Origin of the sequence: Mycobacterium sp. PSTR-4-N (assembly GCF_022348085.1) — a bacterium.
Taxonomy (GTDB): domain Bacteria; phylum Actinomycetota; class Actinomycetes; order Mycobacteriales; family Mycobacteriaceae; genus Mycobacterium.
In genome coordinates, this window is the sequence record NZ_JAKRFN010000004.1 from 1 (window position 1) to 20,746 (window position 20,746).

At 65.5% G+C, this 20,746-nt stretch carries 28 protein-coding genes; 17 read left to right on the forward strand and 11 right to left on the reverse strand.

What is annotated here, in order from left to right; genetic code table 11:
• The first annotated feature begins 241 nt into the window (after positions 1–241).
• The 11 genes from MHN84_RS06845 to MHN84_RS06900 all read left to right on the forward strand — a co-directional run bounded on the left by MHN84_RS06845 (position 242) and on the right by MHN84_RS06900 (position 6,224).
• Positions 242–838, forward strand: coding sequence for a PE-PPE domain-containing protein (locus MHN84_RS06845; RefSeq protein WP_241203891.1), 597 nt, complete (start codon positions 242–244; stop codon positions 836–838).
• Positions 835–1,089: a hypothetical protein gene (locus tag MHN84_RS06850; RefSeq protein ID WP_241203892.1), complete on the forward strand. Its 255-nt coding sequence runs from the start codon at positions 835–837 to the stop codon at positions 1,087–1,089. The genes MHN84_RS06845 and MHN84_RS06850 overlap by 4 nt, the downstream gene beginning before the upstream one ends.
• Before the next feature lie 66 nt (positions 1,090–1,155).
• Positions 1,156–2,454, forward strand: a complete 1,299-nt coding sequence (locus MHN84_RS29970; protein ID WP_374238331.1) for a peptidoglycan-binding protein — start codon at positions 1,156–1,158, stop codon at positions 2,452–2,454.
• Positions 2,454–3,536, forward strand: a complete 1,083-nt coding sequence (locus tag MHN84_RS06865) for a hypothetical protein (RefSeq protein WP_241203893.1) — start codon at positions 2,454–2,456, stop codon at positions 3,534–3,536. Before MHN84_RS29970 ends, MHN84_RS06865 begins: the two co-directional genes overlap by 1 nt.
• 78 nt (positions 3,537–3,614) lie before the next feature.
• Positions 3,615–3,923, forward strand: a complete 309-nt coding sequence (locus MHN84_RS06870; protein ID WP_241203894.1) for a holin — start codon at positions 3,615–3,617, stop codon at positions 3,921–3,923.
• On the forward strand, positions 3,920–4,222 hold the full coding sequence (locus MHN84_RS06875) for a hypothetical protein (protein ID WP_241203895.1): 303 nt from the start codon (positions 3,920–3,922) through the stop codon (positions 4,220–4,222). The genes MHN84_RS06870 and MHN84_RS06875 overlap by 4 nt, the downstream gene beginning before the upstream one ends.
• Positions 4,222–4,440 carry a hypothetical protein gene (locus MHN84_RS06880; RefSeq protein WP_241203896.1) on the forward strand — a complete coding sequence of 73 codons (219 nt, stop codon included), beginning with the start codon at positions 4,222–4,224 and terminating at the stop codon, positions 4,438–4,440. Before MHN84_RS06875 ends, MHN84_RS06880 begins: the two co-directional genes overlap by 1 nt.
• The gene (locus MHN84_RS06885; RefSeq protein ID WP_241203897.1) at positions 4,437–4,877 is read left to right on the forward strand and encodes a hypothetical protein; all 441 of its coding nucleotides are present in this window, start codon (positions 4,437–4,439) and stop codon (positions 4,875–4,877) included. Before MHN84_RS06880 ends, MHN84_RS06885 begins: the two co-directional genes overlap by 4 nt.
• Positions 4,878–4,952: 75 nt before the next feature.
• The gene (locus MHN84_RS06890) at positions 4,953–5,216 is read left to right on the forward strand and encodes a hypothetical protein (protein ID WP_241203898.1); all 264 of its coding nucleotides are present in this window, start codon (positions 4,953–4,955) and stop codon (positions 5,214–5,216) included.
• 9 nt (positions 5,217–5,225) lie between these two features.
• Complete coding sequence (locus tag MHN84_RS06895; protein WP_241203899.1) at positions 5,226–5,390, forward strand: hypothetical protein; 165 nt, start codon at positions 5,226–5,228, stop codon at positions 5,388–5,390.
• Positions 5,391–5,423: 33 nt separating this feature from the next.
• Positions 5,424–6,224 carry an HNH endonuclease gene (locus MHN84_RS06900; RefSeq protein WP_241203900.1) on the forward strand — a complete coding sequence of 267 codons (801 nt, stop codon included), beginning with the start codon at positions 5,424–5,426 and terminating at the stop codon, positions 6,222–6,224.
• Between the two features lie 102 nt (positions 6,225–6,326).
• Here MHN84_RS06900 and MHN84_RS06905 read toward each other — a convergent pair whose 3' ends face one another.
• The 4 genes from MHN84_RS06905 to MHN84_RS06920 form a co-directional block, all read right to left on the reverse strand.
• Positions 6,327–6,863: a hypothetical protein gene (locus tag MHN84_RS06905; RefSeq protein WP_241203901.1), complete on the reverse strand. Its 537-nt coding sequence runs from the start codon at positions 6,861–6,863 to the stop codon at positions 6,327–6,329.
• Between the two features lie 91 nt (positions 6,864–6,954).
• Complete coding sequence (locus tag MHN84_RS06910) at positions 6,955–7,662, reverse strand: SLATT domain-containing protein (protein WP_241203902.1); 708 nt, start codon at positions 7,660–7,662, stop codon at positions 6,955–6,957.
• A 484-nt stretch (positions 7,663–8,146) separates the two neighbouring features.
• Positions 8,147–8,413: a hypothetical protein gene (locus tag MHN84_RS06915; protein WP_241203903.1), complete on the reverse strand. Its 267-nt coding sequence runs from the start codon at positions 8,411–8,413 to the stop codon at positions 8,147–8,149.
• A gap of 4 nt (positions 8,414–8,417) precedes the next feature.
• Positions 8,418–8,657: an AlpA family transcriptional regulator gene (locus MHN84_RS06920; RefSeq protein ID WP_241204195.1), complete on the reverse strand. Its 240-nt coding sequence runs from the start codon at positions 8,655–8,657 to the stop codon at positions 8,418–8,420.
• Positions 8,658–8,865: 208 nt separating this feature from the next.
• On the opposite strand from MHN84_RS06920, the gene MHN84_RS06925 reads away from it, so the two are divergent.
• Positions 8,866–9,123 (forward strand): DUF3297 family protein, encoded by a 258-nt coding sequence (locus tag MHN84_RS06925; protein ID WP_221355396.1) that lies wholly within the window; start codon positions 8,866–8,868, stop codon positions 9,121–9,123.
• 17 nt (positions 9,124–9,140) lie between these two features.
• Here MHN84_RS06925 and MHN84_RS06930 read toward each other — a convergent pair whose 3' ends face one another.
• The 3 genes from MHN84_RS06930 to MHN84_RS06940 all read right to left on the reverse strand — a co-directional run bounded on the left by MHN84_RS06930 (position 9,141) and on the right by MHN84_RS06940 (position 12,990).
• Positions 9,141–9,794, reverse strand: a complete 654-nt coding sequence (locus MHN84_RS06930; RefSeq protein WP_241203904.1) for a hypothetical protein — start codon at positions 9,792–9,794, stop codon at positions 9,141–9,143.
• A 585-nt stretch (positions 9,795–10,379) separates the two neighbouring features.
• Entirely contained in the window at positions 10,380–11,870 is a 1,491-nt protein-coding gene (locus MHN84_RS06935; protein ID WP_241203905.1) for an HNH endonuclease signature motif containing protein, read from the reverse strand.
• A gap of 976 nt (positions 11,871–12,846) precedes the next feature.
• Positions 12,847–12,990, reverse strand: coding sequence for a hypothetical protein (locus tag MHN84_RS06940; RefSeq protein WP_241203906.1), 144 nt, complete (start codon positions 12,988–12,990; stop codon positions 12,847–12,849).
• A 380-nt stretch (positions 12,991–13,370) separates the two neighbouring features.
• Here MHN84_RS06940 and MHN84_RS06945 point away from each other — a divergent pair, with 380 nt between their 5' ends.
• The 3 genes from MHN84_RS06945 to MHN84_RS06955 all read left to right on the forward strand — a co-directional run bounded on the left by MHN84_RS06945 (position 13,371) and on the right by MHN84_RS06955 (position 16,517).
• The gene (locus MHN84_RS06945) at positions 13,371–13,859 is read left to right on the forward strand and encodes a hypothetical protein (protein WP_241203907.1); all 489 of its coding nucleotides are present in this window, start codon (positions 13,371–13,373) and stop codon (positions 13,857–13,859) included.
• A 150-nt stretch (positions 13,860–14,009) separates the two neighbouring features.
• Entirely contained in the window at positions 14,010–15,107 is a 1,098-nt protein-coding gene (locus tag MHN84_RS06950; protein WP_241203908.1) for a ferredoxin reductase, read from the forward strand.
• A 15-nt stretch (positions 15,108–15,122) separates the two neighbouring features.
• Positions 15,123–16,517, forward strand: a complete 1,395-nt coding sequence (locus MHN84_RS06955; protein WP_241203909.1) for an acyl-CoA desaturase — start codon at positions 15,123–15,125, stop codon at positions 16,515–16,517.
• A gap of 9 nt (positions 16,518–16,526) precedes the next feature.
• Here MHN84_RS06955 and MHN84_RS06960 read toward each other — a convergent pair whose 3' ends face one another.
• Positions 16,527–16,910 carry a hypothetical protein gene (locus tag MHN84_RS06960; RefSeq protein WP_241203910.1) on the reverse strand — a complete coding sequence of 128 codons (384 nt, stop codon included), beginning with the start codon at positions 16,908–16,910 and terminating at the stop codon, positions 16,527–16,529.
• 27 nt (positions 16,911–16,937) lie between these two features.
• Positions 16,938–17,447 (reverse strand): hypothetical protein, encoded by a 510-nt coding sequence (locus tag MHN84_RS06965; RefSeq protein WP_241203911.1) that lies wholly within the window; start codon positions 17,445–17,447, stop codon positions 16,938–16,940.
• 254 nt (positions 17,448–17,701) lie between these two features.
• Between MHN84_RS06965 and MHN84_RS06970 the strand changes: the two genes are divergently transcribed.
• On the forward strand, positions 17,702–18,499 hold the full coding sequence (locus MHN84_RS06970) for a sigma-70 family RNA polymerase sigma factor (protein ID WP_241203912.1): 798 nt from the start codon (positions 17,702–17,704) through the stop codon (positions 18,497–18,499).
• Between the two features lie 34 nt (positions 18,500–18,533).
• Entirely contained in the window at positions 18,534–18,947 is a 414-nt protein-coding gene (locus MHN84_RS06975) for a hypothetical protein (RefSeq protein ID WP_241203913.1), read from the forward strand.
• Positions 18,948–18,957: 10 nt separating this feature from the next.
• Here the strand turns inward: MHN84_RS06975 and MHN84_RS06980 are convergent, their stop codons facing one another.
• On the reverse strand, positions 18,958–19,437 hold the full coding sequence (locus MHN84_RS06980) for a YetF domain-containing protein (protein ID WP_241203914.1): 480 nt from the start codon (positions 19,435–19,437) through the stop codon (positions 18,958–18,960).
• Between the two features lie 16 nt (positions 19,438–19,453).
• Positions 19,454–20,674 (reverse strand): sodium:proton antiporter, encoded by a 1,221-nt coding sequence (locus tag MHN84_RS06985; RefSeq protein ID WP_241203915.1) that lies wholly within the window; start codon positions 20,672–20,674, stop codon positions 19,454–19,456.
• Positions 20,675–20,746: the final 72 nt, after the last annotated feature.

Sequence of the window (20,746 nt, forward strand, 5' to 3'; positions counted from 1 at the left end):
CATGGCGGGCATCATCTACTCGATGTGGGTGTCCGCGGCCGACACCGTCACAGTGCGCGCCACGAACGTCACAGCAGGCGCTTTGGACCCACCCACCGGCACGTTCAAGGCGGCGATCGTCCGATGACTCGCTGCGTGGTCGCCATCGCCGCAGGCGGCGCCCTCGGCGCCATTATCGCCGCCGCGATCGGATTCGGCCTGTCCGAGTTCTTCGACGTCCCGTCGTGAAAGCGAGGCAACCATGAGCGCCACCGTCGTCCTCACCGTCCCACCGTGGCTGGCCGGTGTCCGGCTGGCCGCCCCGATTGCGATGGCAATGGTGTGCAAGCGTTACGCCGTCACCGACGGCCGCCGCCACGTTCCGGTCCCGACCCAGGTTGCGGCGACCCGCACCGCCGTCCCGAGCGGGGCCGACATCCTGAACAACACCATCAAACGCGTGCTCGCCGACCCAGACACCGACGACATCGTCGTCATGGGCGCCAGCCTCGGCTCAGTCATCATCTCCCGCTGGCTCGATTCGTACGGCCGTCAGCCCGGCCGGCCCAGTCCGTCGCGGTTGCGGTGTGTCCTGCTCGCCAACCCGATCCGTGGTACCGCGCACGGGGCGCCGAAGCTAGACCGGTTCAACGGCGCACCAGTCCAGCCAACGCCCACCAACACCGGGTACAAAGTCGACGACGTCGCCCGCAAGTACGACAAGTACGCATTCCCCGCCGGCAAGCCAAGCAGCGGCGTCCACTCGAACTACTTCGCCGTCGACCTCAAGAACCTCAAAGGCACCGCACTCACCCCGCCCGAGCGCGTCGGCAGCACGACCTACTGGGTGGTGCCGTGACGCTGAACGACCGGCTCGACGCGTTCGGATTCGACGACCCTGACAACCGCGAGGGCCAGCCCGAAGACATCTGCACCGTCTGCTTCGGAGACCGTCGCGTGGTCGACCATCCCGGCCACGAGATCGGCGGGATCGGCGACGGGTCGGCGAAGTGGCCCCACCGTCGCGCCGCACTCGTAGACCTCGTCTGCGAACGGATCGACCGCAGGCTCGCTCGCATCATCGAGCAGCACATGCACTGGCACATGTAACCCGCCGACCAACGACCCGCCCGCCGCTCGGCGCGCGGGTCGTTGGCATGCCCGAAAGGACAAACCATGACCTACGGGCTCCCCACCGGAACGCGCATCACTTACGGCTCAACCGGCTTCCCGCAATGGGTCTACGACGTCGCCAACACGTTCGGATTAAAAGCCAGCACTTACGCCGGCCACCAGGAGACCGACCGCGTCGAAGCCGGATATGCGCGTAACCCGCAGCGGCAGAACCGCGGCATCGACTGGGCCGGACCCGTCGACAAGATGCAGCGGTTCGCGGAGTACCTGCTGTCGGTGCGCGGGTCGCTCGAGCAGGTCATCTGGCAGAACCCGAACACCGGGCGCCGCGTCGGCGTCGCCGGTGGCCGCGATGTCACCGCCACCGCTTACTTCGGCGACGACTACGGCAACCACACCGACCACGTTCACACGCGGCAAAGCGCGCCTATACCCCTGCCCGCAGCGAATCCTGCTCCCTCGCAACCCAACACGGGAGGCACCGTGACCCTCAACGATCCGTTCACCGGCGCGCTGTGGTCGCCGAACCGTTACCACCCGCGTGGGCTGCCCGCTCCGCGGTGGATCGTCGTGCACACCCAGGAGGGCGGCCGGACGGCGCGCGACCTCGCCGCATACCTCGCCAACCCGGCGAGCAAGGTCAGCTACCACGCCGTCAACGACGACCACGAATCTCTCAAGAGTGTCGGCGAAGACGACGCCCCGTGGGCGGCAGCCGGGGCGAACAAATACGGCTTCCACATCTGCCTCGCCGGCAGCTACTCCGCGTGGTCGCGCGGGAAGTGGCTCGAGACCGACGCCTCCGACGGGAAAAACGAGGACGCCGAGCTCACCGCCGCGGCCAAGATCATCGCCTGGTGGTGCCGCAAATACAAAATCCCGGCCGAATACATTGGCGGAAAGGGTATTCCGTGGGGTCGCGACGGCATCTGCGGCCACATGGACCTCGGCACCTGGGGCGGTGGCCACCACGATCCCGGCCCGAACTTCCCATGGGACGAACTCATCCGCCGCGTCAAGGCGTTCCTCGCCGGAGCCGCGCCCACACCGCTGCCCACACCCGTTCCCGTCGGCCCCGGCGGCGGCGCCCCGGTCGACCCGGCGACGAGCCCGTACTTCACCGGCATCCTCGCGCAGGGCAGCACCGGCCCGCAGGTGCGCGAGCTGCAGCGCCGACTGCGCGACGCGTTCGCCGGCTACGCCGGCCACTTGCCGGTCGACGGCGACTTCGGCCCGCTCACCGACGCCGCGGTCCGTGAATTCCAGCGCCGCTCCCATCTCTACGTCGACGGCGTCGTCGGCCCACAGACCGCAGCCGCAATGAAGCTCAGGAGGGTCTGATGGCATGGTCACCGGCGAAAGCCGCAGAGGACTTCGACGTTCTGATCTCCGACGCCAAGGAAGTCCTCGACAACTACAGCTACGGCCAGGAACTGTTGCCCGAGAAGCGGTCTGGCGGTTACACCGATAAGTACACCGTTGAGTTCGGTCGTGCGATCGTCCGATACAAGACGGCGGTCAACGAGCTCGTCCGCCTCGGTAAACGGCCCGGCCCGTTCACCGACTTCGACACTGAATTCGACTGGGCCACAAAGGTCCAGATGGGATTGATCCCGCGCTCGATCATCCCCGCGCCGCCCGGCGTACCGACACCGAACAATCGGCCGCTGTGGATCAGCGTCGAAGGCCACCTGTCGGACATGTGGATCGGGCCCGCCGTCGAAGTCGGCCGCCGCCTCGAAGCCGAGCACAAGGTTCAGTTGCAGCCGACCTGGTACGACAACGGCCGCGTCCCGTTCAACAACCAGTCCGGCGTCGACATGATCTGCTCGTTCTTCCGCGACCCCACCCGCATGTGGGTCGGCCGGCCATGGTGGATCTCCGGATTCAGCCAGGGCGACATCGTCGTCAGCCTGTTCCTGCTGCGGCACGTCTTCCCGGCCGACGGCGAGTTCCACGCGCACCTGCCGTACTGGATCGGCGCCCTCGAATACGGGGCCCCGTTCCGTCCGCTCGACGTCGTCGCACCGTGGGTCGGCGACCCGCCGAAGCAAGGCACCCGCGGCATCAGCTCCGAGCGCATGCCTCTGGTCGTCCCCGACGGCCGCGGCAACTTCGTCCCCGTTCAGGACAAGATCTCCTACGTCTGCCGGCACAAGGACATGTACACCGAAACCCCCGACGACGACGCCGGGAAGAAGCAGACCGCGATCTACGACATCGTCCAAGGCCGGCCGGGACCGCTGCTGATGGAACTGCTGAACTTCGGTATCGAACCGACCCAGCAGGTCATCGAGACCGCAGTCGCGATCAGCCGCGGCGCCCTATTCCTGATGAACATGACCACCCACGGCGGCTACATCCTCGAGCCCGGCCAGAACTGGGCGCGCGCCCGCACCGACGCCTACATGCTCGCCGCCTGACTTACTACTCGAAACCTGCTGTAAAGCCGTCTGCAGCACTGACCTGCGTCAACACGCCCACTCGAAAGGTGCTGCGCCATGTCCACTCTCACCACGCCCGCCTTCTGGAAGGACGCCGCCGAGCGCGCATTCAAGTCCGCTGTCCAGGGCTTCGCCGTCGGCGCCGGCATCCTGAAACTTGGCAGCACCGTCGTCGCCGAGCACGTCGAGATCATCGGCATGCCGTGGGCCGCCGCGGCGTCCACCGCTGGCGGTATGGCGCTGGCCTCGGTGATCTCATCGGTGCTATCGGCGCCGGTCGGCGGGGGCACTGCGTCCTTCACCAAGGCTGTTGAGCCCGCACCGGCAGCCGTTGAGCACACGGACCACGGCGGCACCCTCGCGTGATCGCCGGGCTCACGCCGGAAGCCTGGAACGGCGTCGGGGTCGTCACCATCCTGATCCTCGTCGTTGCCTACCACGCCGTCGCCTACATCCGCGGCTGGCTGGTTCCCGGCCGGCACCACCGCGAGATCGTCGAGGCCCTCGAAGCGAGGATCGCCAAGGCTGACGATCGCGACAAAGCGAACGGCGAAACGATCCGCATCCAAGCCCAGACCATCGCGGAAAAGAACGCCGTCGAGCTCACCGCCGCGCATCTTTTGGAGTCGGTACGGGAACTCGCCGAGCGGAAGGCGGGTACGTAATGGTGATGTGGCCGTGGACGAAGCATCGACAGGAAGTCGCGGAACTGACCGCGAAGCTCAAGGAAGACGACCAGCGGGTCGAGGCGGCGCGGACACGCACTCTCGAGGCGACGCTCGACCAGATGGCGTCCCGGCAGAACAGCGACATTGTGCTGAACCACATCCGGCTCAACGGCTGGACCGAAATGCTGCAAGCAGCGTGGAAAGGGCGGCCGTGATCCGTCAACTCCTGAGCCGGCACCGGTTCCTGGCGTGGGTCAACATCATGGTGATTATTGCGATCGCCGTCACGGTGCTCTCTGACGTGTGGTTCGACCCGAACTACCGCACCTTGGCCAACATCGCGCTGCTGACCATGGCGATCCTTGTCGTGTTTTTCACCACGCTCTACATATTTCGATCGCGGTGGAGCAGCAATAAGATCGGTCTAATCTACGCAGTGAAGTGCGGCGCACTTTCCCTGGTGCTCAGTCAGGCCACCGTGGCGAGCTGGTGGGATCAGGAATACCCGTTCCGACAACAGATTCGGTTCGCCATCTACGCAGTCGGCGCGCTGGTTTACATCCCGATGATCGTTTCGCTGGCCCGCGAGCAGCAGCGCGATCGGCGCGAGGAACCGAAGCGACGGCCGCGGCAGGATCTGCCCCCGCTGTAACGCAACGCATCGCAGAAACCGCCCCCGGCTTCGGCCGGGGGCGGTTTCGTCGTCGGGCGGTCTATCGTCGCGAGCATGCCCGAAGTCGGTGACGTCGTGCCGTCGCGACGCGGCTGGATCACCGTTGCACCCACGCGCTGCCTGAACCTGCACCCGCTCGGTCCGCAACAGGTGCTCGTCGGGCACCTCGCCTGCACCACCCACCGAGGCGGCCACACCACATGGACATGTCGAGACTGCGACGTCGTGATCTACGGCCCGCCGATTGACCCGCTCTGCTCGGTTCTCAACGGGCCCGCGGCCGTCCGCAACAGCTTCGGTCAGGGCAGCGCCAGCTAGCATCAGACTATGGCGGCCAGCTGGATCGAACGGCGAACAGGTGAGGAGGTCGCCGCTCAGATACGCACCGTCTTCGCGCCACGCCGCGCCCCCGAAGATGACTGGGACCGCGGTTGGGCCGCCGCCGTGTTGGCTATCACCAATTTTATCAATTCGGACGGCGCACAGCTGTAAGGTCAATGCCCTACCGGGGGCGGAGATCGATATATGGCTACTGGCGGAATTAGCCGCTACATACCGGTGGACGTGCGCCGTCAGTTGCGCCGAGAAGTCGGGTTCGGGTGCCCAGTGCCTGTCAGCGGCGGCCGTAATTGCGGCAATCCTTACCTGACGTACCACCACTTTGATCCCGAGTGGCATGTCGAGCAGCACAACGACCCGGACCGCATGATCGCGCTCTGTTCCGATCATCACAACAAAGCGCGCGCGTTCTCCGTAAGCAATTGCCGAGAAATGAAGGAAACGGCGAAGGAACGCGCCGGCGAGGTCGCCGGTCGCTTCGACTGGATGAAACACAACGTCCTGATGATTGCCGGTGGTAACGCGTACTACGACAACACTTATGACCTCGTCTGGCAGGACAACCCCCTCCTGTGGTTCACACGCGACGACGACGATCGTCGACTCCTCAACATTCGGATGCCACCGCAGGGCGATGAGCCACGAACGTCGCTGATCGACAACGACTGGATTTTGGAGGGAGAGCCTGTTGATGTCATCAGTCCGCCGAACGGGTCCGAACTCAACATCCGCTACTCCAACGGCGATAATCTGTATATCAAGTTCCGAACCGTGGATGCGGCGGACACCCTGATCGCCCGCTGGCCGTGGATCTATAGGTATGTCAACAGATTTGAATTCCCCGTTACGACCGTGGAGGTAAATTTGCAGGTCGAGGGAATCCTCGAACTAACCCCTGACGCGATGACGCAGGTCGGTTTCGCGATGAACATCAGTGCGAGTGCCTTCATCAGGAACGGCGTCGGACTGCGCATCACGCACTGCTAATCGTTCGTCGAGCAGCTCGTCGGTGAGCGTCCTCGACCCGTCGTAGAGCGGGCGGGCCGCGGCTGTTAGCTCAAGCTCGCAACTCAGTCGGCCGCCAGATCATTAGCATGTCGGCCTGCGTTCATGGCAGGGCAAATCCGGTGCCGAGGCGGCCCGTGCGTGGATCTGACCGTCTTCACTGACCACTGCGGTGCAGGTGTAATACAGATCTTCTGCGTAGCCGCCGAAGCCGTTCTTGGCGTCGACCGAGCCAGACGCCAGATACAGCTCATCGTCAGTGCCGATCTCCATGTTGCTGGGCGGCCGGCCGCCGTCTGACTTCCGTGCAATCCACTCGCTGAACCGGGCGCTGCCGGGGTCGCGCAGACTCTCGCGCACTGCGTTCTGACACGTGGCGATGACATTCGCAGTGTGCGACCTGAAGTTGACGTCGTCTCCGAGTGCGGACCTCATGGTCATGAAACCCACCACGAAGGCCAGAGGCACGGCGACAACTGCGAGAGCGACAGAGAGGCCCCTCCGACTCTTGCGCGGCTCGGCCAGCGGCGTTGTACCACCCCGCCACTTGCGGCCGTCCCGATATTGGTTACCTGGCTCGCCGCTCGGGTCGAAATAACACCCCGGTGTTGCATCCCCCATGCGCACGAATCGTACGCGGGGTCATACATTAGCGAGAAGCGTTCAAACGGGAGCTGAACCGAAATGCATTATGGCCTCTTGCGACACACTGCTAAGGAGTGGAGTTCTGCGGTTGACTTTCGTCTCCGTGACGAAGATCGGTTGTCTTTTCCTTGTCCGGTTTCAGGTCTCGTAGAGATGCCCATTCAGTCATGTCCTTTCCGAGCAGCTCTTCGATCTGCTGCATCGCATGATCAGCAACCTTGTCGGGGTCGTCTCCGGCTGCCAACCGGTAATACGTTTCTCGTCTCAGACTCTCGAACCTGCTCATGATCACTGTCCGCTCTACCCACAAATCGCGGTTACGGCTGTGCGCTTCCCACGTCGTAATCCCGCTGACGAGGCCAGCAAGAGCGGTGGACACGATGCCTAAATTCGACCAATCGCTGAAAGTGACGACAACGCCGATCACACCGATAATGCCGTTCGCGAGCAATGTTCCGAGAACGACACCCTCAGAGGCTCGTTTGGCCCGCAGTCGCTTAAGTCGGAAGAACTCGCACGCTTTGTCGATCTGCTGTTGCACAATCACCATGCGGGCGTCGGAACCTTGCATGATCGCGGCGAAATCGATATCGAGATTCTCGGTGTGGTCGAGGTGTCGCCACAGTCGGATGGCGATCAGTATGAGCACGGTAATGCCGATTGCTATCAGCAAACCAACACTTGTCCACGTTGATGCGTTCACCGGTCGCGCCTCCCCATTGACTGAACCTTGACCAGTGCTGCAGACAAACGACCGCGTCAGCATCTGACTCATCGGTGATTGTAGTGGCCAGAGCCTGGCCGATTCCGCTCGTTAACGCGCTCGAGGTCGATGTGAAATGGCCGGGGGATCTGGAACCGTGGCAGGACTTCGAAAAGCTCAACTGGCCCGCGAGCCGGTCGGTGCATTGAGCTTCCTTCAGGCAGGCGCGTAATAGGTCACCGGTCGACGGCGGCCAGACAGATCGTGTCGTGCCTGCTAGCCCGGGCTAGAGACACGGATCGGATGCTCTGTGCGTTCGGTGCGACAGCGATTGTGGTGCTCGGGATAGCGAACTTCGTACCGGAGTTGCTATCTCCCTGGTAGACCCCACGCATGGTCTCGGTCGTTGTGCCCACCGTAGTCTGCAAGGTCACCGGGCCTCAGCAAAAGTCGGGTGAAGGCCAACCGCTCGTCGAGCAACTGGTCGACTAGATCGATCGACCCTCCGTAGAACGCACGGGCCGCGGCCACCGAAGCGAGTTCGTGGTCAATCTCTTCAAGAATCCACACACTCTGTTGGACGCACGGCGGTGACGGGCGGTTCCACCGGCGGCCAAATCCCGTACGTGCCGCGAGGATCGCCGGCCAGCGCCCACGCCTGCTGCTGATCGGCGCGACGGATCAGCGCGGCTGCGGCCGCGTCGCGGCGTCGCTTCGCCCGCCTGACGAGAACGACCGTCAGCGTGACGATGGCAATCGCGAGGATGGCCCACCAGAACTCAGCGACGAACAGCGCAGCGAGGAACCAGCCGATAAGCGCCATGGTGTTACTCCTGAGATACGGGCTGGTTCAAGGCGCTGCCGCCGAACGGTTCCATGGCCTGGTCAAGTTCGTTGAGATCGACGCGAACTAGTCGTTGGTTGATGCGGTAGCCGGTAATCAGCCCTTCGCTGATCCATGTGCGGATGGTCCTCGTCGTGACGCCGACGTACTCAGCGGCGTCCTTCAGGCTGGCATACCTGCGACCAGTGGCTGGCGTGCTGTCGGTGACAGCACCGGTTTGCATATCCGCTGGTCGCGACTGATCGCCGGTGATAGGTAGCGAACCGCTCGTGTGCTGGTCAGCAGGCATTTCCGCAGTTCCTCATGGGGTTCGAATCCCCTTAGCTCCACTTTCGAACGACGCGACCGCGGTTTCATTTCGGGACGCTGACATCCATCGCGCTGCACTGCGGCGACGACCGTGTTCGCGGGATCGCGTAGGTTCTTGGGCCATGTCAGAGGATCAGACCCCAGACGTCCCGCCGAATCATTTGTCCATCGACCCGCGCAGCCCCTTCTACGACGAAGAGGTGCTCACTCGTGACGTTGGCATTCGCTTCAACGGTGTCGAGAGGACCAACGTGCACGAGTACGACGTGGCCGAGGGCTGGGTGCGTGTGGAGGTCCCCACTGCCAGAGATCGCCGCGGTAATCCGATGGTCGTGAAGCTCAGCGGCACAGTCGAGCCGTATTTCCGCGAGGCGGAGTAGCCAGACCTTCCGCGATCTCAGTGCGCGTGATCGTGGACTTGGTGAACGGTCGGGGGTTCGGCCACGGGGGTGTGAGTCTGACGTAGTGCCGGCGGGGGAGTCGCGGCGTCGGGCACGTCGCCGTGATGGTTGCCTGCGCGGCCGGCCGGCGCATGGCCGCCGGTGTGATGGTCGCCGTGCTGCAGACCGGACGCCACTCCCACCGTCGATGCCATCGTGACCACACCCACAGCGCCGACGAGGATGGCCGCACTCGCCAACGCGGGCACGGGCGCCCCACGTAGACCGCGGTACCAGACCCAGCCGGCGCCCATCACGACGTACAGCTGGAGCAGGACCGCGCATACGTCGGCGCCTGCGATCAGCTCGACATGGCCGGCGTTGGGACCGAATGGGGCGCCCGCGGTGCGCGACATCGCCCACAGGGCGAGCGCGCCGGTGTTCGCCACGACGCCGGCGCTCAGTAGCGCAATGGTCGTGTGCACGAGCACCTTCCAGGCCCACGCCGCCTGGAAGAGCGCGAGGGACAGGAAGAAGATGCCAGAAGGGGCCCACTGCTGCCAGTGCGTGGGAACGACCGCGACGTGAACGATCGCGGCACCGAGGGATGCCAACGCCGCGAGGCGAACTGCCAGTCTGCTGTCCGTCGTCTTGACGGTGTACGGCGCCACTCGTCAGATGATGTCAGTACACCGCTTCCTCACATACTCCGTGACACCACATCGCCACCCGACCGAGACGGCTCCGTCATCTGGCGGGGGTCACTGCGAAACGAGGTGGGGTTCTGCTGTCGCCGTGTGCTCCACAGCCGGTGCTGTCGCTGGATCATCCTGTCGCTGCGGGGGCCGGTTTCTCCATCCGGCGTACCCCAGAGCGACGCTGACTGCGGAATAGACGGCGGCTTCGGTCCACATGTAGCCGACACCCCACCGTCTACCGAGAAAGACAGGTTCGTCGATCATTCCGCGTGATGTGGCGACCGCGTACGCAGCGTGCGCGTACGCCAGCGCGGCAAACGATCCCGAAAAGAATGTGTACAGTTCGCGTTTCATCGCATCTCCCTTGTCTCGGATCGGTGGGGTCCGGGTTGATGTGCAGGTAGGCACCAGTCTCCGACCGGGGTTGTGGCCTCAACAGGGACCGAAGTCATCACCCTGCGATCACAAAGGTCTGTGCCCCGCCGGCCGGGGAGAGCCATTCGGCCCAACGAGACAACCGCCCGGCCTCAGTGCTCGTCGGCTATGCGTGCCCGAACCTCAGGCGACTTGGTTGTCGGGTGGTGCGGGTCCGCCGGGTTCTGAGGGGTCGCCGTTCGACGGCGAGGCACACCCGTCGGTCTCGCCGATCGGATCGGTGTGCGCGGCAGCGCCGTTCCCCTCGTCTCCCTCGTCTCCCTCGTCTGGTGGTCGGAGGAGTCGTTCGGGGGTGTGGTGGGTGTTGACGCGGGTTTGGCCGGTGTCGAGGTTCGGCGGTGGGGCCCATTCCACGTCGTGGCGGGCGTTCATCGACGTGGTCCAACCGTCGGGGGTGACGGAGCGGTTGTCGGGTGGGCAGGCCAGACCCAGATCGTCGATGTTGGTGAGCCCGCCTTGGGCCCAGTCGGTGGTGACGTGGTGGACCTGGCAGCCGTAGGCGCCGACGGGGCAGCCGGGTTTGGTGCAGCCGCCCTCGCGGGCGATCAGCATGATCCGTTGCGCCGCTGAGGCGACCCGCCGTGTCCGGAAGAGATCGAGGGCGGAGCCGGTGGCCCGGTCGAAGACCGCCAGATAGTGGCTCGCGTGGGCGCCCATCCGGATCACGTCGCGGATTGGGAGCCGGGTACCGCCGCCGGTGGTCCCGATCCCGGCGCGCGATTCCAGGTCCTGCAGCGTGGTTCGCACGATCACCGTCACCGGTAACCCATTGAGTTGGCCCAGCTCGCCGCTCATCAGGGCGATGCGCCCGACTGCGAGCAGAGCGTCGTGCTGGCGTTGGGCCAGGCTGCGGTGATCAGCATCGATCTGCGCCTGGCTTGGTGTGCCGGAGGTGCACGGCTGCTCGTCGTCGGGGTTGCACATCCCCGGGGCGGCATATTTGGCGAAGATCGCCTCCCACACCGCCGCAGCTTCGGGGGTCAGGTCCGCCCGCCACGCCGTCATCCCATCCCGGCCCTGCCGCCCCCTACTCAAGGATCGTTTGCGGACCCGTTCAGTGTCGTCGGGTTCGGGCCCGTCCTGATCGAGGAGGAACAACTCCAATTCTGCTGCGTCGTCGGTGGCCTTCGGGCCGGCACCACGGGCGATGCGCACCACGTCAGCCTCGAACTGCTCCCGCGTCACGGTGTCTACGAACCCGGGAAGTTTCTTGACCGCTTTCCGGATGACCTCCACATGCTCGGGCGTGATCCGGCCTTCCGCTTGCGCAGCGGCGGTTGCCTCCAATACCGGCGGCAGCGGTTCTCCGGTCATCGATTGGCGCGGCGCGAGCAGCGCAGCTTCGGTCAATCGGCGATGCGCTTCGGCACCGCTGATGCGGTAGCGGATCGCCAGGACGTCTTTCCAGCTCTTGGCGCCCATCTTCTGGGGGGTGGTCTCGACCTGCAGTCGCGCCAACGCCCGATGCCGGGCCGCGGGCAACCGGCACCCCGCGGCTTCGAGCTCGTCGAGCAGCTCCACCACGTCCGCGGCGGTGGATCGGTCGAGGGCGCAGGCCAGCACGGCATCCACGGCGGCCCGTAACCCCGCCACTGCCTCCCGCGCCTCATCCATATTTCGAACATACGTGCGACCACCGACAACTCCCGAACCCCGGAACAGAGCTCTGGAAACTGCGCGCGTGAGCTGATGACCGGCTACTTTCGGACGCGATGAATGCTTCGCGGGTTGTCGGACGGGTCGGCGCGCTGGCGGTGTTCTTCGGGGTGGGCGCCGCGGTCATGACGAGTTGCCCGATGGCGTCAGCGGCGCCGGACTCCTCATCAAAGGACTCGTCGCAGGCGGCGGAGAAAAGCACGCTCCGAAAGGAGAGCGTGCGTGATCGCGGCAACGAGGCCGAAAAGTCCAGATCTCGTCACCGCGAAGCACGGCAACGACGCGCGCAGGCGCGTCAGGGCATCAAGCATCAGACTGACGAGCCGGCTGACGTCGCGCCGCGACAGCGGGTGCGTGCCGTTGCGCGTACGCCGCGGCCCGTCCTGGGCGAAAAGCGCAGGGCGGCAGAGCCTTCGGCAAAGGATCGGCTCCCTGGGAAGGCGGTAGCAGCAACCGTCACCGTCTCATCCGATCCACCGGTCACTCGTGCACAGATGCGCGCCGCACCGAATGTGCCACCGGGGGTGGTGAGCCTCGCTCTCACGTCCGTCCTCGAGGTCGGGTTCGCGGCCGCAGCGTCCGTGCTCAACATCGGCATGCCGAGCGCCACCGCCGCAACGCCCCAGCTGAAGCTCAACGGCTACAGCCTGGTGCCGGACTCCGAAGAGGAAATCACCTCCTTCTACGGTCGGTGGACCTACCTTCCCGGCGCTCCGAGTCTTCTTCAGGGACAACAGAAGTTCGACATCGTCGACCCTCGGACGAAAGCGTCGATGGGCGAGTTCGACGCCCTGGTCAGCCGCGGGCTCGGGTACAACTACACATCGCTGCTGGTCACCGACAACGGGGGAAGCGACGTCGGCACCGGGCCCGGGCAGGTGCCCCCGGTCGGCTCGCTGATCGCAACCTTCAGGATCGGACCGGTCGGCTGGGCCTACTCGGCGATGCCGACGACATCCGGAGACGTGGTCTCCTTCGAGATCGTGACGCCGTTCGGCAGCATCCCACTGCCTGTGACGTTCGACGCCGCCGTCGGCATCTCCGACCACACCTTCGACAACAGACCCGTCCGACTCACCAACGGCTACCGCATCGCGCCCGCCGACCCAGACGCCGAAATCATCACGGCCACAAGCGGAATCGCACCCCTGTTCACGAGTGTCCAAGGGCGCCAGATGTTCGGGATCAATGACGCACAGGGCGCCCAGGTGGGTGCCTTCGAGGGCGTGTTCACGACCACGTCCGACATTCTGGGTACATACACCCAAGCGATCCTCGTGACCGCCAACGACGGCGTCGACGTGGGCACCGGCGACGGGCAGACTCCGCCCGTCGGTTCTGTCTACAACGTCGTCTACGCAGGCGGCGACGACAACTACGTGCTGTACCAGTCGCTTCCCTCGCCGGCCGGTGACGTCGTCATCGTCGAACAGGTCGGGCCGGGGACGGTGCGGGTCAGTGGCAAGACCTTCCTCGGAGCCGCCGTCGACGCAACCGCTACCGGTGGCCCGCGGCCTGACGCTGGTGCCGGTCTCCGCGCTGCAGCCGGTGGGTGTGAACGGGTTGCCGCCCAGGGAGATTCAGTACCAGGGCCACCAGCAGTTCGATGTCCACGGCGCCGAGGGCGCCCGCATCGGACGCGTCGATGCCCACGTGATGACCCAGCGCGACCTCTTCGGCATCCGCAGCGAGGCGGTGCTCGTCACCGGCATCGTCGACGGTGTCGCGGGAATCGCAAAGGGGGACGTGCCGCCCGTCGGTTCGATCGTCAATGTCGTCCAGCTCGGCGACAGCGGCTTCGGCACCGTCTCGTTCGTGATGCCCGACGGGAACAAGGACATCAAGCGTGCCTGGATCGCCACACCGTTGGGCAACGTCCCGGTGTTCCGGGCGCGGACGTGGGTCAGGGATCGCGACGAGGCGTCGTTCGCTCACCTCGCGGTCTGAGGGCCCCGCGGCCCGTTCATCGACCGCGCGTGGCAACCGTTGCGGCGGTGCATCGGGGGCGTGTGACTTTTCCGGTACCCGAGGTTTCGCATACGTGACGCGGGGAAACCCCGGTGCCGGACGTGATGGTCGTCACTCGAAGGGGACGGAATGGCAGAACGGGGCGCGCAGCCGGTCGTGCCGCGCGGACGGCGATTGTTCTTGAAGGCGATCACTCATCTCTTCAAACCGTTGCGCCCGGATGACTATCTGGAGATGGTCAACCCGCTGTGGACCACCAAGGAGCTGCGCGGAAAGGTCGAGCGCGTCGAGCCGCAGGGTTCCGAGGCGGCCAGCGTGTTGATCCGTCCAGGCTACGAATGGCCCGGTCACAAGCCCGGCCAATATGTTCGGCTCGGTTTGGTGATCGACGGTCGCTACCACTGGCGTGCCTATTCGCTCACGTCGGACCCACACCCGGAGGACGGCTTGATCAGCGTCACCCCGAAGAAGGTGGACGGGGGCGTCGTCTCGCCGTACCTGGTGGAGAAGATCCAGCCCGGCGAGGTCGTGCGGCTCAGTGAGATCGAAGGCGTGTTCATCCTGCCGGACCCGCTGCCTGCGAAAACGCTCTTCATCAGCGCCGGCAGCGGAATCACCCCGATCATGAGCATGCTGCGCAGCCTGGATCGGCGCGGTGCGTTGAACGATGCGGTAGTCATCCACTCCGATCACGAGCGTGAGCAGGTGATGTTCCTGCCGGTGCTCGAGGACTTCGACCGCCGCTACGACACGATGCGGCTGGACTTGCGGCTGACGTCCGAGCAGGGGCGTATGTCTGCGGCCGACCTCGACGAGCTCTGCCCGGATTGGCGTGACCGCGAGGCCTTCTGCTCGGGTCCGGAAGGACTGCTCGACGACCTCATCGAGCACTGGGAGCAGCACGGCGACCCGGACCGGCTGCACTACGAGCGCTTCCAGCCGAAGATCGGCGGCGACGCCGGTGAGGGAGAGGGCGGTCAGATCACCTTTCTCGACAGCGAAGAGACCGTCGACTGTGATGGGGGGACACCGATTCTCGAGGCCGGCGAGCAGGCGGGCCTCAATCTCGCGTACGGATGCCGGATCGGCATCTGCCATACGTGCGTGGGGACGCTCAAGTCGGGGCGTATCCGCGATCTGCGCTCGGGGGAAGTGACGGAGCCGACGGAGCAGGACGTGCGGATCTGCATTCATGCCCCCGAAGGCGATATCGAAGTTGCATTGTGATGGGAAGGATTTGACGTGACCACATCGATCGAGACTCCGCTTTCGCGGCTGACCGAGCAGGAGCTCGAGAAGCTCGCCAAGGAATTCGACGCGATCCATGACGAGGTCTTCGCCGAACTGGGTGACCGCGACCGCCAGTACATCAAGACCGTGATCTCGGTGCAGAGACAGATCGTGGTGGCCGGACGCGTGCTGCTGCTGGCGTCACGATCGCGCACCGCCTGGGTGCTCGGCACCGCCTGTCTCAGCATGGCCAAGATCTTGGAGAACATGGAACTCGGTCACAACATCATGCACGGCCAATGGGATTGGATGAACGATCCGGACATCCATTCCTCGGTCTGGGACTGGGACACCGCCTCGAGCGCGGAGGCCTGGAAGCACTCGCACAACTACATCCATCACACCTTCACCAACATCCGGGGCAAGGACAAGGATCTCGGCTACGAGATCATGCGGATCGACCCGAATCAGAAGTGGCGCAAGGCGAATCTGGGGCAGCCGCTCTACAACCTCCTCCTCACCATCCTGTTCGAATGGGGTGTGGCGCTGCACGACACCGACGTCGAGGCGCTGTGGCGGGGCGAGAAGACGATGGCCGACCTCAAAGACGACTTCAAGAGCATCGCCGGTAAGGCGCGCCAGCAGATCGTCAAGGACTACATCGGCTGGCCGGTGATCAGTGCGGGCGCGTTCGCGTTGGCGAAGCTCGCGCTGCGCGACCGGATCGACCAGCCTGCGACCTCCCGCATCGGCCGTCGCGTGCGCCAGGCGTCCAAGGGCCGTCGCGCCTCAGCCATCGCCGCCGTGCTGGACCGGGTGGCGCCCGGGGTCGAAAGCACCTTCCTGCGTACCCTCGCCGCGGACGCGGTGGCCAACCTCGTCCGCAACGTCTGGGCACACGCGATCATCTTCTGCGGTCATTTCCCCGACCAGACGTACACGTTCAGCGAGGAAGAAGTCGCCGACGAGACGCGCGGCGGATGGTATGTCCGCCAGCTCGTCGGTGCGGCGAACATCGAGGGCAGCCCGCTGTTCCACGTGATCAGCGGGAACCTCGGCTACCAGGTCGAGCACCATCTGTACCCGGACATGCCGAGCAGCCGATACTCGGAGATCGCCCCGAAGGTCAAGGACATCTGCGAGCGCTACGAGTTGCCGTACAACACCGGTCGGTTCGGCAAGCAGTGGTTCACGGTGCATCGCACCATCTTTCGGCTCGCTCTGCCGGGCGGAAAGCCCCGCCCCAAGCCGGGTCCCTACCGCGGCAACGATGTCGAGCGTCGCCCGCAGGGGGTCAGCGAGGCTGCCCGATTCCGCGAGAGGGTGCCGGCCGAGCACCCGGATGCCGGTCCTGAGCATCAGTCCTCGGGTGTGTCGGTCGATCCGCCCCCTCGCGGAGACGACTGACCGAACACGTCACGCAGATGTGCGGCGTCGCGATGCCAGTGTCATGACCGCTGGCACCGCGACCGCCACCACACCCAGGCCGCACAAAAAGAGAGTCCCCAATCGGCGATCCTCGAGTTCTTTCTGGCACAGGGCCACATAATCCGGGCGTACCACCAGCTCGCCGTCGATCCTGGCATTCTCGGTGGTTTCCGGTTGCAGGGCACGCGCTTCTGACAGATCGGCGGCCACGGCGCTCCCACAGCTGACGCTACGACCCTCCGGGTCGATCGACACGCCGGTCAGCAGACCGACGACGCCGACGATGATGGCGACGGCACCGAGTGACATGACGATTCTCTTCACGATCATCCGGTATCTGTACCCAGCGGCGCGCAGATGATCCGTCGGCATTCGTGGGGTGCCGCCGCGTCGCGCTGATCAGGGGGTCTGCACAGGACAGGCGTTCACCGGGACCGGAATCGTGATGTCGCCCGCGCGCTCGAACGAGAACGTCACATCAGCGGTCTTCGCCGGCTTCAGGCCGGGGTCCAACCCGTCCAGGCGAACCGGCGCCAGAGTCCCCGAGGCGTCCGGGCCGGCGGGCTGGCCGTAGGCGACCGTCGACTCCGGTGGTATGACGGCGTCGGCTGGAACGCGGGCCTGACGGGCAGAGTCGGTGGAGACGGCGAGCAACGTCTCCGATTCCGCATCGCGGTTGTTGGTGACGGTGAACCGCAGCGCTGCGCCGGCATTCAGTTGGAGGGCACAGCGACCGGGGACGAAGGCGGGCACGATGAAGGCGTTCTCCACAGTGGTGGCCTCGGTCGTCGAGCCGGTTCCGCGGTTGGGGGACCGAAGTGCAGCGTCGTCGTCGCTGCACCCGGTCAGCAGTGTCAACGCGGCGGCAGCGATGGTGGCCGGTGTGCGTACGGAAACGTTGGTGAGCATTCGATCTCCTTCTGCAGCTGTCGACACGAGGGTTCCCGGACTGGCGAAAACGATTCATCCGCCGTCGCGCAATGGACACTTCACAGCATTTATTGCAAAACGGCAACGATTGCGGCGAGTCGGCGCCGGCGTCGTCTACCGGGGTACTCGTTCGATGACATCCGAGCGACCGGAGGAAGATCGCGTTGACCGTCATCGACACTCCTCGTGTCGGTTCGCCACTCGGCAGCGAGAAATCTGCACGAGTCGGCCGGGTGCCGCGTCGGACGGGCCGGCCCCGCCATGTCAGACCAGAGCAGATCGACCACCTCGTCACGCGGCTCTCGCAGGCCGAGAACGCCGGTCAGCGCGCGATGTGGCGCAACCGAGTGGTGACGACGTGCCTCCCCGTCGCCGACAACATCGCCTCCCGATTCGTCGGCCGTGGGGAACCCGCCGACGACCTCATGCAGGTGGCTCGTCTGGGGCTGGTCAAGGCGGTGGACCGCTTCGAGGCCGGCCGCGGGCACTTCCTGGCCTTCGCCGTCCCCACGATTCGCGGAGAGCTGCTGCGGCACTTCCGGGATCACGGCTGGATGGTCCACGTCCCCCGCGCGGTACAGGAGATGCACCTTCGCTCGCGCGCGATGAGCGATGTGCTGTGCCAGCGGCTGGGCTCCACGCCGACCCCGAGACAAGTGGCCACAGAACTGGGCGTCGACGGCGACGACATGGTCGAGGGACTCGACGTGGCGTCCGCCTACCACCCGGTGTCCCTCGACGGACCCGTCGACGCGGCGGCGGGGGAGGCGAGCGCCACCGTCGGAGCGCTCCACGGAGTCGACGATCCCGGGTTCGACAGAGTCGACGACATGGCGACGGTCGCCAGCGCGATCGCAGAACTCGACCACCGGCGCAGGTCGATCCTGCGATTGATCTTCTTCGAAGGTCTCACTCAGCGGGAGGCGGCACGTCGGCTCGACATCTCCCAGGTGCATGTGTCGCGGCTTCTCAACGACACACTCGACCGGATCCGGGCGCGCGCCGCGCATGGAGAGAACGAACAGGGGTAAGCGTCGCAATGACGTAGGAGCGAAAGGAGGCACGATGGAGGTCACCACGTCGAGGACGCGACCACTGTCGCGGGCCCTGCGCGGCGCACTCGGCGCGCCGCGCATTGCCGATGTACTGGTACCGCTTCTCAAATCGCGGCTGAGGCATCTGTGGGGTCGTCGTGTGGTGCTCGTGGAGCAGCTCGACGGCGTCGGTCCGGGCTCTGCGGTGCACGGTCCTCGCTATGCATTGCTCGATGTCGTCGAGCATCCCGCCGTCAACACATTCGTGGTCGCAGTGTCCTCGGATCGGGAGGAACGGATCTTCAGGGAGAACGCCGTGGATCGGATCAAGGTGTATGCCGACAGTCTGTCGGTCCAGCCGTGGCGCGCCGACATCCTCGCCGACACCGCTCAGAACGGCCGAGCGATCCCGGTGGCGCGGATCAGCATGACCGCGACCGGCTGAGGAGCCGACGTCAGGCCCTGCGCTCACTGAACACCGACACCGAGCCCTTGGCTTCGAAGAGGGCGAGATCGACCTCGGCCGGGTCGCGTAACCCGTGCTGCCGGAGGATGGCGTCGATGTCGGCGCGTGTCAATCCGGCGCGGCGCATGTTGCGGTGATCGAGTTCGCCGTCCGAGATCAGTACGCGCACAGGCGGATCGACGAGCCGGCGAATTCCGTCGAAGAACCGCAGGCGCGACACCACCCCGTGTGCGGCGATGAGGGTCAGCAGTGCGGCCGCGCCGGTGACGAACGAGGTGTCCGCGGCTGTCGACGTCCGCCCGACGATGGCACCGACCGCGACGGCGGCCACCCAGTCGAACGGAGTGAACTCCGCAAGCGTGCGCCGCTGCCCGAACCGGAACGCGGCCGCGGCCGTGATGAACAGGGCCAGCGCCTTGAGCGCCGCGAACGCAGGGTGTTGCCAGCCGTCGAAAATCTCGTTGCTCATCGCGATTCTCCTGAGATCACTTCGTCGGCGCGTCCGCCGTCTCGGGTTGCGGGTCGGTCGCGCCACCCGGCAGATCGGTGGGCGGTTCGACGTGGAGCATCTTCGCAACAGGTACGTCCGTGGTGGAGTGCAGGACGATCGACAACGCGATGGTGGCTGCGACGATCGCGAAAACCCGTTCCCCGTCCGGGATGCCGGACTGTAGCACCAGCAGGCCGTAGACCACCGACGCGAATCCCTTGGGGCCGAACCACGCTGCGGTCCAGCGCTCTTGGGCCGGCAGTCGTGTGCGTAGCATCGACAGCAGCAGTGCGGCAGGCCGTACAAGCAGGATGGCGATGACGGGCACCAACCAGTCCCGCCAGCTGAGGCCGAACAGCAGATCTGGCGTGATCAGCGCCCCGAAGACGATGAGCGCAGCGAACTTGGCCAGCTCGGAGACCAGATCACCGAAGCGTTCGAATCGCTCGGCCGCCGCTCCGTGCATGGTCGCCAGTGTGGAACCGGCGGCGAATGCAGCCAGATAGGCGTTGGCATGGGTGAGATGGCATGTCGCGTACACGACGATCGCGATCGCGGCCGGGCCCAACGGCTGCAGTCGTGGCTCCGCCGAGAACACCGGCAGCCGCCACAGCAAGGCCACCGCCGCGGCGATGGCAGCCCCCAGCACCAGTCCCGACACCAATTCGGTCCCGACATTCCACAATTCGGCTTCCTGGTGCTGCGCGGTGGCCAGAAAAATCAACACGAACGGAAGCGCGAGGCCGTCGTTGAGGCCCGACTCCACGTTGAGCAGTCGGCGCAGCCGAAGTGGCACGTCGTCCCGCCCGACGAGGGCCGACGCGAAGACCGGGTCCGTCGGGGAGAGGATCGCACCGATGAGAAAGGAGGTCGTCCAATCCAGTCCGAGCAGAAAGTGCGCCGGCACGGCGATACCGACCATCGTCAGAGGCATGCCGAGACCGAGCGCACGCCCGGACAATCGCCAGTTCTCGCGCAGCGCGGGAAGACACGCGCGTTGGCCGTCGGTGAACAGCACCACGAACAGTGCCAGATCAGCCAGTACGGACACGATCTCGTCGTCGGCATGGATGTCGTCCACGCCGAATCCGCCCGGCCCGAGCAGCGCTCCGGCAGCCAGGAACAGCAGCGCGGTCGACAACACGGTGCGAGCGGCCAGTCCGGACAGTGACACGCTGATCAACAACACGAGTCCGAATGCCAGCACCAACGCCATGACTACCGGCCGTCCGGAAGGCGCCGACGGATGAGACAGGCGTCGGCAGGTGACGAGGCGCGGCCCACCGCG